This window comes from Streptomyces sp. H27-C3, assembly GCF_030063415.1.
Taxonomy (GTDB): domain Bacteria; phylum Actinomycetota; class Actinomycetes; order Streptomycetales; family Streptomycetaceae; genus Streptomyces.
Window position 1 is genome coordinate 1 of the sequence record NZ_JASITA010000058.1, and the last position, 13,475, is coordinate 13,475.

General features: G+C 70.6%; 13 protein-coding genes. 8 read left to right on the forward strand and 5 right to left on the reverse strand.

Features of this window, described 5'->3' with window-relative positions; translation table 11 throughout:
• Nucleotides 1–6: 6 nt before the first annotated feature.
• The gene (locus tag QMK30_RS35055) at nucleotides 7–1,332 is read right to left on the reverse strand and encodes an ABC transporter substrate-binding protein (protein WP_283522394.1); all 1,326 of its coding nucleotides are present in this window, start codon (nucleotides 1,330–1,332) and stop codon (nucleotides 7–9) included.
• A 171-nt stretch (nucleotides 1,333–1,503) separates the two neighbouring features.
• Here QMK30_RS35055 and QMK30_RS35060 point away from each other — a divergent pair, with 171 nt between their 5' ends.
• Nucleotides 1,504–1,950, forward strand: a complete 447-nt coding sequence (locus QMK30_RS35060; RefSeq protein ID WP_502963282.1) for an SCO4402 family protein — start codon at nucleotides 1,504–1,506, stop codon at nucleotides 1,948–1,950.
• Nucleotides 1,951–2,057: 107 nt separating this feature from the next.
• Nucleotides 2,058–2,963 carry a formyltetrahydrofolate deformylase gene (gene purU / locus QMK30_RS35065; RefSeq protein WP_283522396.1) on the forward strand — a complete coding sequence of 302 codons (906 nt, stop codon included), beginning with the start codon at nucleotides 2,058–2,060 and terminating at the stop codon, nucleotides 2,961–2,963.
• Nucleotides 2,964–2,983: 20 nt separating this feature from the next.
• Here the strand turns inward: purU and QMK30_RS35070 are convergent, their stop codons facing one another.
• Both QMK30_RS35070 and QMK30_RS35075 read right to left on the reverse strand, forming a co-directional pair.
• Nucleotides 2,984–4,297 (reverse strand): zf-HC2 domain-containing protein, encoded by a 1,314-nt coding sequence (locus tag QMK30_RS35070; RefSeq protein WP_502963280.1) that lies wholly within the window; start codon nucleotides 4,295–4,297, stop codon nucleotides 2,984–2,986.
• On the reverse strand, nucleotides 4,294–4,866 hold the full coding sequence (locus QMK30_RS35075) for a sigma-70 family RNA polymerase sigma factor (protein ID WP_283522397.1): 573 nt from the start codon (nucleotides 4,864–4,866) through the stop codon (nucleotides 4,294–4,296). The genes QMK30_RS35070 and QMK30_RS35075 overlap by 4 nt, the downstream gene beginning before the upstream one ends.
• 296 nt (nucleotides 4,867–5,162) lie before the next feature.
• Here QMK30_RS35075 and QMK30_RS35080 point away from each other — a divergent pair, with 296 nt between their 5' ends.
• Nucleotides 5,163–5,537: an STAS domain-containing protein gene (locus QMK30_RS35080; protein ID WP_283522398.1), complete on the forward strand. Its 375-nt coding sequence runs from the start codon at nucleotides 5,163–5,165 to the stop codon at nucleotides 5,535–5,537.
• Nucleotides 5,538–5,688: 151 nt separating this feature from the next.
• Nucleotides 5,689–6,213, forward strand: a complete 525-nt coding sequence (locus tag QMK30_RS35085) for an EF-hand domain-containing protein (RefSeq protein ID WP_283522399.1) — start codon at nucleotides 5,689–5,691, stop codon at nucleotides 6,211–6,213.
• 11 nt (nucleotides 6,214–6,224) lie between these two features.
• On the opposite strand, the gene QMK30_RS35090 is transcribed toward QMK30_RS35085, so the two are convergent.
• Nucleotides 6,225–7,787 carry a class I adenylate-forming enzyme family protein gene (locus QMK30_RS35090; RefSeq protein WP_283522400.1) on the reverse strand — a complete coding sequence of 521 codons (1,563 nt, stop codon included), beginning with the start codon at nucleotides 7,785–7,787 and terminating at the stop codon, nucleotides 6,225–6,227.
• 144 nt (nucleotides 7,788–7,931) lie between these two features.
• Between QMK30_RS35090 and QMK30_RS35095 the strand changes: the two genes are divergently transcribed.
• From QMK30_RS35095 to QMK30_RS35110, 4 genes are all read left to right on the forward strand, one after another.
• Nucleotides 7,932–9,149: an amidohydrolase family protein gene (locus QMK30_RS35095; protein ID WP_283522401.1), complete on the forward strand. Its 1,218-nt coding sequence runs from the start codon at nucleotides 7,932–7,934 to the stop codon at nucleotides 9,147–9,149.
• On the forward strand, nucleotides 9,149–10,303 hold the full coding sequence (locus QMK30_RS35100) for an acyl-CoA dehydrogenase (protein WP_283522402.1): 1,155 nt from the start codon (nucleotides 9,149–9,151) through the stop codon (nucleotides 10,301–10,303). The genes QMK30_RS35095 and QMK30_RS35100 overlap by 1 nt, the downstream gene beginning before the upstream one ends.
• On the forward strand, nucleotides 10,303–11,199 hold the full coding sequence (locus QMK30_RS35105; protein WP_283522403.1) for an acyl-CoA dehydrogenase family protein: 897 nt from the start codon (nucleotides 10,303–10,305) through the stop codon (nucleotides 11,197–11,199). Before QMK30_RS35100 ends, QMK30_RS35105 begins: the two co-directional genes overlap by 1 nt.
• Before the next feature lie 490 nt (nucleotides 11,200–11,689).
• The gene (locus tag QMK30_RS35110; RefSeq protein WP_283522404.1) at nucleotides 11,690–12,199 is read left to right on the forward strand and encodes an ATP-binding protein; all 510 of its coding nucleotides are present in this window, start codon (nucleotides 11,690–11,692) and stop codon (nucleotides 12,197–12,199) included.
• Between the two features lie 291 nt (nucleotides 12,200–12,490).
• Here the strand turns inward: QMK30_RS35110 and QMK30_RS35115 are convergent, their stop codons facing one another.
• Nucleotides 12,491–13,420: a cyclase family protein gene (locus QMK30_RS35115; protein ID WP_283522405.1), complete on the reverse strand. Its 930-nt coding sequence runs from the start codon at nucleotides 13,418–13,420 to the stop codon at nucleotides 12,491–12,493.
• Nucleotides 13,421–13,475 lie beyond the last annotated feature (55 nt).

A 13,475-nucleotide genomic window follows, 5' to 3' on the forward strand; every position in this document is an offset into this window, starting at 1 on the left:
CCCCCCTCACCCCGCCGACGGCGCCCGTACCAGCGTTTCGCCGACGTCCACGAAGTCCCTCTTCAGCTGCACCAGCCGCCCCTGCCGTACCACCTGGAACGTCACGTCCCGGTTGACGATCCGCGGGAAGTCCCGCGAGGACAGCATGTCTTCGAAGCGCCAGCTGAGGCGGGGCGTGAGCCCGCCGGTCAGTACGCCGTCGCCCTGGTTCAGCGTCCGGAAGACATCGGCCGCCGAGATGTCCGCCTCGTCGCCACCCCCGATCGCCTCCACCGTCTCCTTCAGCACGGTGTAGGCGATCCAGGCGGTCTGCACGCCGGGCTCGGCCGGATCGATCCGGTTGTCCGCGAACGCGTGCTCGCGGATCACCTTGCGCATCGGGTCCCACCGCGGGTCGCTCGCCACCGGGTACCAGCCCGTGACGTACGCGCCCTCGAAGGGGCCGTTCCGGCCGCCCGTGCGGTCGAGGAGCGGCTGCGCGACGCTGCCGAGCACCGACGCGACGGCGACCTTCCCGCCGGTCTCGGACTCCACCCGCCGGAACGAGTCGAAGAACGTCTCCGTACGGTCCCCCAGCACCGCCGTGACACAGCCCTTCCCGGTCCCGGTCCCGGTCCCGGCGAGGGATGCCGACCGCGCGCTCTTCAGCGATTTCCGGGCCGCCGCCGTGTAGTCGCTCGCGTCCTCCGCCGCCCGGATGTCCGTGGCCGGGTGTCCGCCGCCCTCCGCGAGGCCCGAGCCGAGGAGCGCGGGCAGGTCGTCGCCGGCGATGGTGTCGGGCCGCACCAGGGCGACGCGGGTGCAGTCGCGGGCGAGCTGCCGTCCGTTGCCGGCCAGCAGGGTCGCCTGACCGCCGTTGACGGGGTACGAGAACGGGCTGACGAACTCCTCGTCGGACGCGCCGTAGCCGCCGATGTACGGGATCCCCGCGACCTCCAGCGGCGCCATGAAGGCCCGGCCGTGCTGGCTGTACGAGCCGACGACCGCGATCGCGCCCGCCCGCACCGCCTGCCGCGCGCAGGCCGCCGCGCCGAATGTGGTGTTGCGCTCGTTGCAGGTGATGACCTTGAGTTCGTGGCCCGCCAGGCCGCCCTTCGCGTTGACCCAGCGCGCGTACGTCTTCGCCATCGCGGGCATGCCGGGCATATTGGTGGCCTTGGTGCCTTCGGGCGCCCACGTCATCACGGTCACGGGCTCCCTGGAGCCCCCAGGGAGCACTCCGCAGCCGGCGAGCAGCGAAGCCCCGACCGCCGCTGCCGTACACGCGGCGAAGAGCGTCGCGGTCCTGGTCGGGCGTGGGCGGGGGGAGGAAGGGCCTTGCCGTCCGGTCATGTGCACGCACCCTTCCGCCCCCTGGGTAACGGCGGAGTGAGTACCGCACAACGCTCTGTGACATCGGGGTGAATTACGGGGGGCCCTACGCCCGCCGAGTCGGGGAACGTACGATCTGCAATCGTGCAAGGTTCGGTGAACTCTTCCCGTCGCGGCCGTCGCTCCCCCACCATGGGCGGCATGCCGCTCAATGACATGCCGTGGTGGCGCTGGCGCACGAACGTGCGTTCCGCGCTGCACATGCTCTCCGACCCCGCCTTCCAGCAGCAGTGCTGGCTGGCCGGTCTTGAGGGCTATGGGGACGTGACCGACGCCGTGTACCGGCTGGTCGAAGACACCTGGCTGGACAACTGGTCGGCCGAGAAATACATCGGCACGATCTTCCGGGACGCCCAGGAGGCGTCGCTGGTCGATCTCGCCGTCCTGCGGGTGCTGAAGATCATGCACCAGGTGGGGGCGGACGCGCCGGTTTCGGCGTATCTGGAGCACCACGCCTGGCCGGAGGCGGTACGGGCGGCGCGCGAGGCACACGTACGGCTCGCGGCGAACGACGGGGACGACCCGGACGTCGAGCCGCGCTCCCTGGATGCCATACGCCTCCTGACCCGCTCGGCATGACGCGCTCGGCCTGACCCTGCGGGTGCCCTGCGGGTGCCCTGCCGGGCGCCATCCGCATGGTGACCGGGGCGAACCCGTCCGTGCCCGGTGTGGAATCCTCTGGGGTCATGAGCGCCACACAGCCCGTCCCCGTTCCTGCCCCCGCGTCCGACCTGCCCGACGGGCCCGATCAGTACGTGCTGACGCTGTCCTGCCCGGACAAACAGGGCATTGTGCACGCCGTGTCGAGTTATCTCTTCATCACCGGATGCAATATCGAGGACAGCCAGCAGTTCGGCGACCACGACACGGGGCTCTTCTTCATGCGGGTCCACTTCTCGGCGAAGCCGCCGGTGACCGTGGAGAAGCTGCGGGCGAGCTTCGCGGCGGTGGGCGACTCCTTCGGGATGGACTGGCAGATCCACCGTCCCGAGGAGCGGATGCGGATCGTCCTGATGGTCAGCAAGTTCGGGCACTGCCTGAACGACCTGCTGTTCCGCTCGCGCAGTGGCGCCCTGCCGGTGGAGATCGCCGCGGTCGTCTCCAACCACACGGACTTCGCGGAACTGGTCGCCTCGTACGACGTCCCCTTCCACCACATCGCGGTGACACGGGAGAACAAGGCGGCGGCCGAGGCTCAGCTGCTCGAACTGATCCGCGCGGAGAACGTCGAGCTGGTCGTCCTCGCCCGCTATATGCAGGTCCTCTCCGACGACCTGTGCAAGCAGTTGAACGGCCGGATCATCAATATCCACCACTCGTTCCTGCCGAGCTTCAAGGGCGCGAAGCCCTACCACCAGGCGCACGCGCGCGGTGTGAAGCTGATCGGCGCGACCGCGCACTATGTGACGGCCGACCTCGACGAGGGCCCGATCATCGAGCAGGAGGTCGAACGGGTGGGCCACGGCGTGACGCCGGAGCAGCTGGTGGCGATCGGCCGCGACGTGGAGTGCCAGGCGCTGGCGCGCGCGGTGAAGTGGCACAGCGAACACCGGGTCCTGCTGAACGGCCGCCGCACGGTCATCTTCGCGTAGCCCGCCTGCCGGATGCCGCCCTAGAGGCGGCTCAGGGATGCCGCTGTGAACAGGACGTCCCTGATCGCGTCCCGGTCTCCCCGCTGGCCCGCCGCCGCTTCCTGGGGTGGGACGTGGCCCGAGGTCAGTTGGCAGAATTCGACGCCGTCGAGGGCTACATGGGCCACCTCGTGGTCGGGTGAGCCGACCGCGGCCGGGGAGTCCAGGGAGATGTACCAGTCGCCGCCACCCGCGCCCTCGATCTCCAGGTGTAGGGAGCGGCCCGGCGAGCCCGCCCTCACCAGGCGGCCCGACGGGGAAGCCAGGCCCGCGCTGCGGCGGGCGGCCAGGGCCGCGGGCAGCAGGCGCACCGCCAGGTCGATCATGCGGTTCAGATGGGCCGCGGCCGGCGGCCCGTAGGGGTAGTCCACCGCATCCGCGATGTCCCCCGCGTGCACCCAGCACTCGAAGGCCCGGTCGAGCAGCGCGTCGCACAGCGGCAGGCCGAAGTCGCCGTACGACACGGAGAGCTCGGAGACCCCGCGGCCCGCGAAGGACGCCGTGCGGATCAGATCGTGGCTCTGCTCCCGCCACGGCTCGCGGACGCTGCGGGTGGGCGGCCGGGCGTAGCTGCGCCAGTACCGCTCGGTGAGCGCCGTCGGGGAGGCCTTGCCGGTGGCCACCCGGGCCGATGGGTCCGCCAGTGGGTCGCCGAGGCCCAGGGCCGTCGCGACCAGGCCGTCGACGGTCATCAGGTGCCCTATGACCCCGGCGACGGTCGTCTCGCGGCTCGCCGCCGTGTCGCCCTCGAACCACCGCAGCCGGACCGGCGCGTGCCACTCCGAGTCGCCGATGTCCTTCAACAGGGCGTCGAGCCGCGCCGTTTCCGCGTCGTACGGCGTGACCCAGCTCGGGATGGGGATGCGCGCGGGGCGGCGGCCCAGGCAGCCGTCGAGCACCCGGTTGCGCAGGAGCGGGTCCAGGTCCAGGCTGCGCTCGGTCTGGAGCAGGCCGACCGCGTCCCGCAGCCGCAGCGCCTCGTCCGCGCACGGGGCGCAGTCGGTCAGATGCTCCTCGACGGCCCTGGTCTCCTCCGGGGAGCACGCGGCCAGCGCCCACGCGCCCAGCAGCGACTTGAGCACCTTGTGGGACGGCGGTGGCAGGGGAGGCGGCTGTGGCGGCACCGGCAGCGAGGCGGCCGGGGGTGGCGTCCCCAGCACCTCACGGTCGTCCGCAGCCGCACGCGGTCCCGGTATGCGCGGAGACTGCCTGCCGAGCCACCCCTCCGGCCTGTCCGGACCGGGCCCGTCGTGCTCCTGTCCGTCCTCGTCGCCGGGCCCGCGCGCGCCGGTCACCGCGCCTGCCGGTAGTCGGACGCCCCTGGCGGGCGCGGGTTGGCGGTGGACAGCAGCTGCAGGCCGAGCCGCAGCCGGCGGCGCGCCTCGTCCTCGGTGACGCCCAGGTCGGCGGCGGTCTGCCGGTAGTCCCTGCGCTGGAAGTACGCGAGCTCCAGCGCGGCTCGCAGTGGCGCGGGCATCGACGTCACGATGTAGTCCGCGCGGGCCGCCGCCGAGGCCCTGCGGACCTGCTGCTCCAGCTCCTCCGTGGTGCTGTCGCTTCCGCCGGCTATGGCGGCCGCCCCGGTCCGCCGCAGTCGGTCGACGGCCTGCCGGTGTGTGATTTTGGCCACCCAGGCTCGCATCGAGCCCTGCTTGGGGTCGTACGCGCCGGGGTGCTCCCAGACATGGCCGAAGACTTCACGCGTGACCTGGTCGGCCGCGTCGTCGTCGTCGAGCACGCGGTGGGCCAGGCTGTGCACGAGCGAGGCGAACCGGTCGTACAGCTCTCCGAGCGCCGCCGCCTCGCCGTGTGCGAGCCGCTGCTGCATCCTGCGGTCCCAGCGAGGTGGTGCGTCCTTCGCCATGCTGCCCCCAGTCCTGTGCCCCTGTGCCCCTGTGCGTGTGCCCGTGCCGACCCCTGTGCCCTCGTCACTTCCTTCGAATGTAGTCCGGGCCACCGACAACGCACGCTCCTTTGGCGCATGTGCGCCCCGGTCGCGCCCAGGATGATAATGATCCAGTCCTTCTGCGGCCATTGTGTTTCGGGTGGGAGCCGTTGGGCAGTCGCGACGTGGAAGGGAAACCTCCGCATCAGCAGCCCGTACCGGCAGAAAAGATCCGTAACCGAAACAGCAGCCGGCAGAACGAAAGGTCCAGTCGCGTGACGCTGAAGGTGATCGAGGCCGACGAGAACGCCTGGGCCGTGCTCCATGTCTCCGGGGAGTTGGATCTGGTGACGTCCCCAGCGGTCCGCCAGCATGTTCACGACGCCGTGGCCCAGGGCCGCCACCGGGTGGTTCTCGACCTTTCCGAGGTTTTCTTCTGCGACTCCAGCGGGGTCGGCGTGCTCATCGCCGCCCGCCGGCTGATGCATTCCTGTGGCGGGTATCTGCGGCTGATCCTGCCCGCCCACGGCACGGAGGACGGCTCGCACGTCAACCGGGTGCTGGCCGCTCTGGGCGTACGCCGCCTGTTCGAGGTCTACCCGGACGTCGAGACCGCCGCCGACGACAAGGCTCAGGCGCTCTCCGCCTGAGCCGTCGTGCTCCGGGCCCGAGCAGTCCGACCCGAGCAGTCCGACCCGAGCAGTCCGAGCGGCGGCAACAAGCCGTTCGGGCCACCCGTTCCGAGGAGGTTCGATGCGAGAACCGGTCACGACCCACCCGCCCACGTCGTACGCTCCGCATATGGACAGCGCAGAGTACGAGCGCAAGACGGCCGCCCGTTTCGCCACCTTCGACCAGGACGGCAACGGCTACATCGACCGCGAGGACTTCAGTGCCGCGGCCGCGGCCCTGCTCGCAGAGTTCGGCACGAAGGCCCGTTCCGACAAGGGACAGGCGCTCTACATGGGGGCGGAGGCCTTCTGGCAGGGCATGGCGGGCATCGCCGACGTGGACGGTGACCAACGGGTCACCCGCGAGGAATTCGTCACGGGCGCGGTGAAGCGCCTGCGGGACAACCCGAAGCGGTTCGCCGAGATCGCCCGCCCCTTTCTGCACGCCGTGATCGCCGTCGCCGTCGAGGGCAAGAGCGCGGGCGTCGCCCCGCAGGCCGCCGAACGCGTCCTGCGCGTGCTGGGTGTCGAGAGCGGGATCGCGGGCCGGGTCGCGGGCGCTCTGGAGACGGACGACGACGGGCTGATCGGTGAGGATCAGATCCTCACCGGCTTCGCGGCCTACTACACGACGGCGGACCCGGACGCCCCGTAGCCGCAGGGCTGTTACGGACTGCCCGGCGCATACCGCTCGCGCAGCTTGTACTTGAGGACCTTGCGCAGCGCCTCGTTGCGCGGCAGCGCGTCCACGATCTCAAGACGCTCGGGCAGCTTGTGCACGGACAGCCCCGCCGCCCGCAGTTGGGCGGTGATGCCCTCCAGGGTCAACGGGCCGGCGTCCGCCGGTTGTTCGACGACGGCGCACACCAGCTCGCCGCGCACCGGGTCGGGGAGCCCGACGACCGCCGCGTCGCCCACGTCCGGGTGCTGGTGGAGGAGGTCCTCGATCTCTTTGGCCGAGATGTTCTCGCCCTTGCGGATGATGACGTCCTTGAGCCGCCCGGTGAGCACCAGATGGCCACTTGCGGTGAGGTGCCCGAGGTCGCCGGTGATCAGGAAGCCGTCGCTGTCGAAGGCCTCGGCGGTCTGGGCCGGTTCCAGGTAGCCGTGGCAGACCGCCTCGCCGCGCAGGCGCACCTCGCCGTCGTCACCGATCGGTAGTGGCCTGCCGTCGTCGGCGGTGATCCGTATCTCCATGCCGGGTGGCGGCCTGCCCTCGGTGGTGGCCAGGTTCTCCACGGTGTCGTCGGGCGCCCCCATGGTGATCATCGGGACCTCGGTCATGCCGTAGCCGTGTGTCAGTTGGCAGCCCAGCTCGCGCACGACCGCGTGGTAGATCTCCGGCGGCTTGGGCGCCCCGCCGCCCGCCAGCAGCCGCAGGGTGGGGATGAGTTTCTCGTTCGGCTGTTCGCGCTGGGCGCTCAGGAACATCGAGTAGAACGCGGTTGACCCGCCCGCGACCGTGACGCCGTGCCTGCGGTAGCCGTCGAGCGCGGCAGGCAGCGCGAAGTGCTCGAAGAGGACGGCGGGGAAGCCGTACAGCAGCAGCATCACCAGGTAGTCCGGGCCGCCGATGTGCGCGTACGGAAAGGCGATCGAGCCGATGTCATCGGGCTTGAGCCGCAGCGCGTGCGCCAGGCAGGAGCCGCCCGCGAGCAGCGAACGGTCCGTGTGCAGGACGCCCTTGGGATCCGATGTGGTGCCGGAGGTCCAGTAGATCCAGTGGACCGCCGTGCCGTCGGCGGCGTCCGGGGGCGGGGGCAGTGCCGAGGGATCGCCGTCCGGCAGGCTCTCGTACGCCTCGAAGACCATGACGGGGTCGGGGAGTTCCAGCGCGATCCTGTGGGCCATCGCCGCGTGGTCGAAGCCGCGCCACTCGCCGGGGACGGCGAAGAACTCCGCCTTCGACGCGCGCAGCGCGAAGCCGACCTCGCGGTCGCGGTAGAACGGGATGACCGGCGACTGTACGGCGCCGAGCCTGGCCAGGGCCACCGAGAGCAGCACCGCCTCGATCCGGGTCGGCAGCTGCCAGGCGACGACACTGCCGGGTCGCACCCCGAGCCCGTACAGCCCGGCCGCGACCCGTTCGGCGCGCTCGCGCAGCGCGCCGAAGGTGAGGGTGCGGTCGTCCTGGAGCAGCGCGGGCCTGTCCCCGGTGAGCGCGGCGCGTCGGGTGACGAGTTCCCACAGGGTGCGCGAGGCGCCCAGCTGATGTGGCGTATCGGTCATGGTCCGAGCTCCCTGGCGACTCTGGACAACTGACGGACAGTCAGATCGTGCCGAGAGCGTAGGGCTCAGCGCCTTGTCGGTCCAGAGGTGCGGGGCTAGCCTAATTTCTGACGGGTCATCAGAAACGCCGAAGGGGACACGCCCATGGAACTGCCTCGGATCATCAGCGTCGACGACCATGTGATCGAACCGGCGCACCTCTTAGACACCTGGCTGCCCGCGAAATACCGCGAGCGCGGGCCACAGCCGCTGACCGCCGGGATCGGTGAACTCGCCTACGTCGCGGGCAAGTACCGGATCACCATGGACCCGGACGGACCGCCGACCGACTGGTGGATCTACGAGGACCTCAAGTTCCCGTACAAGCGCAATATCGCCGCCGTGGGCTTCGACCGTGACGACATGACCCTGGAGGGGATCACCCGCGCGGAGATGCGGCGCGGCTGCTGGGACCCCAAGGCCAGGCTCGCGGACATGGACATCAACCATGTCGAGGCCTCGCTCTGCTTCCCCACCTTCCCGCGCTTCTGCGGGCAGACCTTCGCCGAGGCGCGCGACAAGGAGGTCGCCCTGGCGTGTGTGCGCGCGTACAACGACTGGATGGTCGAGGAGTGGTGCGGCGACAGCGGTGGCCGGCTGATCCCGCTGTGCATCATCCCGCTGTGGGACATCGACCTCGCCGTCGCCGAGATCAAGCACAACGCGGCGCGTGGCGTGAAGGCCGTGACCTTCAGCGAGATCCCCACCCACCTCGGCCTGCCGTCCATCCACTCCGGCTACTGGGACCCCTTCTTCGCGATCTGCGAGGAGACCGGAACCGTCGTCAACATGCACATCGGCTCGTCGTCGCAGATGCCCGCCGCCTCGCCCGACGCCCCGCCCGCCGTCCAGGCCTCGCTCAGCTTCAACAACGCGATGGCCTCGATGATGGACTTCCTCTTCAGCGGCGTCCTTGTGAAGTTCCCTCGCCTCAAACTCGCCTACAGCGAGGGCCAGATGGGCTGGATCCCGTACGCCTTGGAGCGCGCCGACGACGTGTGGGAGGAGCACCGGGCGTGGGGCGGGGTCAAGGACCTCATCCCCGAGCCCCCGTCGACGTACTACTACCGGCAGATGTTCTGCTGCTTCTTCCGCGACAAGCACGGTGTCGCCTCGCTGGACGTCGTCGGCCGGGACAACGCGACCTTCGAGACCGACTATCCGCACGTCGACTCGACCTTCCCGCACACCAAGGAGGTCGCGCTCGACCACATGGTGGGCCTCGACGACGAGACCGTCTACAAGCTGATGCGCGGCAACGCGATCCGCATGCTCGACCTGGACGTCCGGCAGTTCGGCACGTTCGACAAGCCGGGCCGCTGATGGATCTCACCTACACCCGGGAGGAACGGGACTTCGGGGAGCGGCTGCGGGAGTGGCTGGCCAAGACCCTGCCCGATCTCGGGCCGCGCCCCGATCTCATGGACTGGCCGGGCAGACGCGCGTACGACACGGCGTGGCAGCGCAGGCTGTACGACGCCGGGTACGCGGGTCTGCACTGGCCGGCCGACGCGGGCGGGCGCGGTGCGACGCCCACCCAGCACCTGATCTTCCTGGAGGAGACCGAGCGGGCCGGGGCGCCGTACGTCGGCGCGAACTTCGTGGGCCTGCTGCACGCGGGCCCCACCGTCGCCGCCGAGGGGACCGCGGAGCAGCGGGCGCGCTGGCTGCCGCCCGTCCTGCGCGGGGACGAGGTGTGGTGCCAGGGGTTCAGTGAGCCGGGCGCGGGCTCGGATCTGGCCTCACTGCGGACCCGCGCGGTGCGTGACGGCGACCACTATGTGGTGAACGGGTCCAAGACCTGGACCTCGCACGCGGAGGTCGCCGACTGGTGCGAGCTCCTGGTCCGCACGGATCCGGAGGCACCCAAGCACCGCGGGATCACCTGGCTGGCCATGCCGATGGACGCGCCGGGCGTCACCGTACGGCCGTTGCGCACCCTCGCCGGGTCGGCGGAGTTCGCCGAGATGTTCCTCGACGACGTACGGATCCCGGTGCACAACCGGGTCGGCGAGGAGAACGACGGCTGGCGCGTCACCATGGTCACGCTCTCCTTCGAGCGCGGCACCGCCTTCGTCGGCGAGGTCGTCGCCTGCCGCCGCACCCTGGGCGAACTCGCCGCCGCCGCGCGGGCGACCGGCCGCTGGGAGGACCAGACTCTGCGCCGCGGACTCGGGCGGCTGAACGCCGAGTTCACCGCGCTGTGGCGGCTCACCCAGTGGAACGTGACCGAGGCCGAGCGCACCGGCGGCGTACCCGGCGCCGGCGGCTCGGTCTTCAAGCTCCGCTACTCGCAAGCCCGTCAGGAGCTGTACGACGCGGCGGCCGAAGTGCTGGGGCCCGACTCCCTCGACCTGTCGCACGACTGGACCCTGGACCGGCTCTCGTCCCTCTCGTACACGATCGCCGCCGGTACGTCCCAGATCCAGCAGAACATCGTCGCCGAGCGCATCCTCGGCCTCCCGAAGGGGCGTTGATGGATTTCCGGCCGACGGACGACCAGCGGGCGTTGCAGGCGGGGATGCGGGAGCTGCTGGCGGGCCGCTTCGGGCGCGAACGGCTGCGGGCGGCCGTCGACGAGGTGGGCGAAGGTGCGGCACGTGGTGGTGCACCCGGCATCGACCGGGCGCTGTGGCGCGAGCTGGGCGACGCCGGGTTTTTCGCGCTGCGGCTGCTCGAGAAGGACGGCGGGGTGGGCCTCGGGCTGCCCGAGGCGGTCCTCCTCTTCGAGGAGGCGGGGCGGGCCCTGCTGCCCGGCCCGCTCGTCGCGACCCACCTGGCCGCGGGCGCCGTGCCGGGCGCTGCCACCGGCGAGACCGTGGTGACCCGGGTGGACCACGGCCTGGTGGAGTGGCTGGACGCCGCCGACCAGGTGCTCGGCGACGCCTCGGGGGCCGCGCCGGTGCGGTCGGTGGACCCGCTGACGCCACTGCACCGGGTGCCGGTGGACCCCGGCGCACCCGATTCCTGGCCCGAGGCCGCGCTGCTCACCGCGGCCGAGCAGGCCGGCAGCGCCTCGCGTACCACGGAGCTGGCTGTCGCGTACGCGCGCGAGCGCGAGCAGTTCGGGCAGCCCATCGGTGCCTTCCAGGCGGTCAAGCATCTGTGCGCGCAGATGTTGGTGCGGGCGGAGGTGTGCCGTATCGCCGTATACGCGGCAGCCGTGACGGGCGACCCGGTGGAGATCGCCGGCGCCAAGCTGCTGGCCGACGAGGCGGCCGTACGTAACGCGAGGAACTGTCTCCAGGTGCATGGCGGTATGGGCTTCACCTGGGAGGCGGACGTCCATCTCCACCTCAAGCGGGCCTGGGTGCGGGCCGAGCGGGGGCAGACGGCGGGGGAGGCGGCGGAGGCGCTGGCCGCCGCGCTGTGAACGGCTGTGGCTGTATGCGACTGGATGCGACCGGGTGTGTACATATGCGCAGACATGGGGCCGAGACGTTCGTCCGTACGTTCCGTACAGAGGCGCTCTGCAGCGAACTTTGAGCGATTACCGAGCGTCGATATCGGGTTGTGTCCTATGCGTGACTCGTCACGGGGTGGAGTCGGCGCTGCGCTCCGGTACGCTCCGTGGGATGCGAGCGGTGGCGAATCCCAGCTGTCCCGGTGTTGCCAGTACGGCGACTCCGGGTGCCGGTACGTGCGCCGTTCGCGCCGTGCGGTGGCGCCGTGCGCGCCCCTGTTCGACTCTCCGCAGCGCGCGTCGCACAGTATGCAGCACGCGTACTCCTTCGCGCTGGAATATGCCCGAAGCGCTTGTTGCGGTGACTGTACGTCAACCATGCTGTCCCATAAGGGAGTCACGTTCTGTGACCCTGTGGAGACGCGAGGCGATGTGTCCGCCGGTTCGGATGGTGTGAGCGGTGCAGGTGCTTCAGGTGCAGTTGGAGGTTGGGCCCGATCCCGCGGAGGTGGGGCGGGCTCGGAGATGGGCACGCTCGCGGCTCGTCGGGTCCGGGATAAAGGCCGATGAGCCGCTTGCCGAGACGCTGATCCTGCTCATCTCGGAACTCGTCACCAATGCTGTGGTGCACACGGGCTGTCCTGCCGTGCTGCGCATGCTCTTCGGCACAGCCGACGACGGCACGGTGCGGGTCGAGGTCGCGGACTCCAGCGCACGGCCGCCGCAGCAGCGGCACGCCGAGGGCGACGACTGCAACGGGCGCGGTCTTGAGCTCGTCGACGGGCTCGCGGACCGGTGGGGCTGGCAGTCCGAGGGCGCGGGCAAACGGATCTGGTGCGAGGTCGACCGGTGCGAGGCGACTGCTGCCGAGGCGGCGGACGCGGGCAACCGGGGGGCGCCCGAAGGAGCGCCGGTGGCGTACGAGGCGGGGGCGTGCGAGCCTTCGTGCGCCGTCATTAATCGGGTCTGACGCGCACATCACCGTCCCGCTGTTGACAGGCCGTGGTGGCCTGATCACCCTGGGGTGTGGCGATTCATCGTGAGGGGACGCCGAGGGGCTGAGGCACCTCGGCGAGCACGGGGCGGTTCGGCGTCGGCAGGCCCGTGCACCGGGACCGGGTGGCGGCCGCCGTGCCGTGTTCGGGGCGTGCGGGAGCGCGCCGCCACCCAAAAAGCCGGTCGGCCGCGGTGGGTGGCTCGTGTGGCTTGTGTGATTCATGTGGCTTGTGTGATTCATGCGGCTTGTACGGCTTGTACGGCCTCAGAGAATGGCCACGGGGGCGACGGGGGTGCCTGTGCCGCCGATGAACGGCTCCGGCATCGCGGAGAGCAGGAAGGCGTACCGCTTCTCTTCCGCACAGGCTGTGGACAACTCTTCGAGATTCCAGTTCTGACCCTGGAGCATGCCCATCTCGACCAGGTCGAGCGCGTGCACCGGCAGCCACAGGTCCTCGACCTCCGGTGGGAAGATCTCGAAGGTCAGCGTGTCGTTCGCGACCGCCGCGACGTGCCGGGCGTGGAACCACTCGGGCGTACGCAGGGACAGGCCGGGGGACGGGTACGCGTAGCCGTGTTTGTCGCCCGCGAAGTAGGTCTGGATCTGCCCGGTCCGTACGAGCACGATGTCGCCGCTCCTGACCCGGGTGCCCGCCAGTTCCTCCGCGGCTTCGAGATCCTCGGGCGTCACCGCGTGATCGCCCGCCAGCCGGTCGACGCCCTTCGCGCGGGCCACGTCGAGCAGCACCCCGCGCGAGACGATGTGGCGGGCCTTGTCTACGCCGCTGAACCGGGCGCGGGTGTGCGCGGTGATGGTGTCGGCCGGGCGGCCGTTGTAGATCTTTCCCGAGTGTGAGGCATGGGCGAGGGCGTCCCAGTGGGTGGCGGCCTGGAGGCCCATCGTCACGGCGTCGTCGCTGGTGGCGACGGTTCCCGGGCCGAAGAGCTCCTGGTTGATCTGGACCATGGAGTGGAGTGGGTTGACCCGGCCGGGGATTATGCCCGTCTGTACGCCGTCCTGCTGGAGGGGCAGCGCGAGAGGGATGCGGCGGCCGGTGCGGACGGCGGTGGCCGCGGCGGTGCGTACGACCTCGTCGGTGATGAGGTTGAGGGTGCCGATCTCGTCGTTCGTGCCCCAACGCCCCCAGTTGTTCACGCGCTTGGCGATGTCGTGGAACTCGGCCGGCAATGACATGGGGCTCCCTCGGGTCTTGTGTTCGGGCCGCTGCGTACCCATAAAATCTAACGGT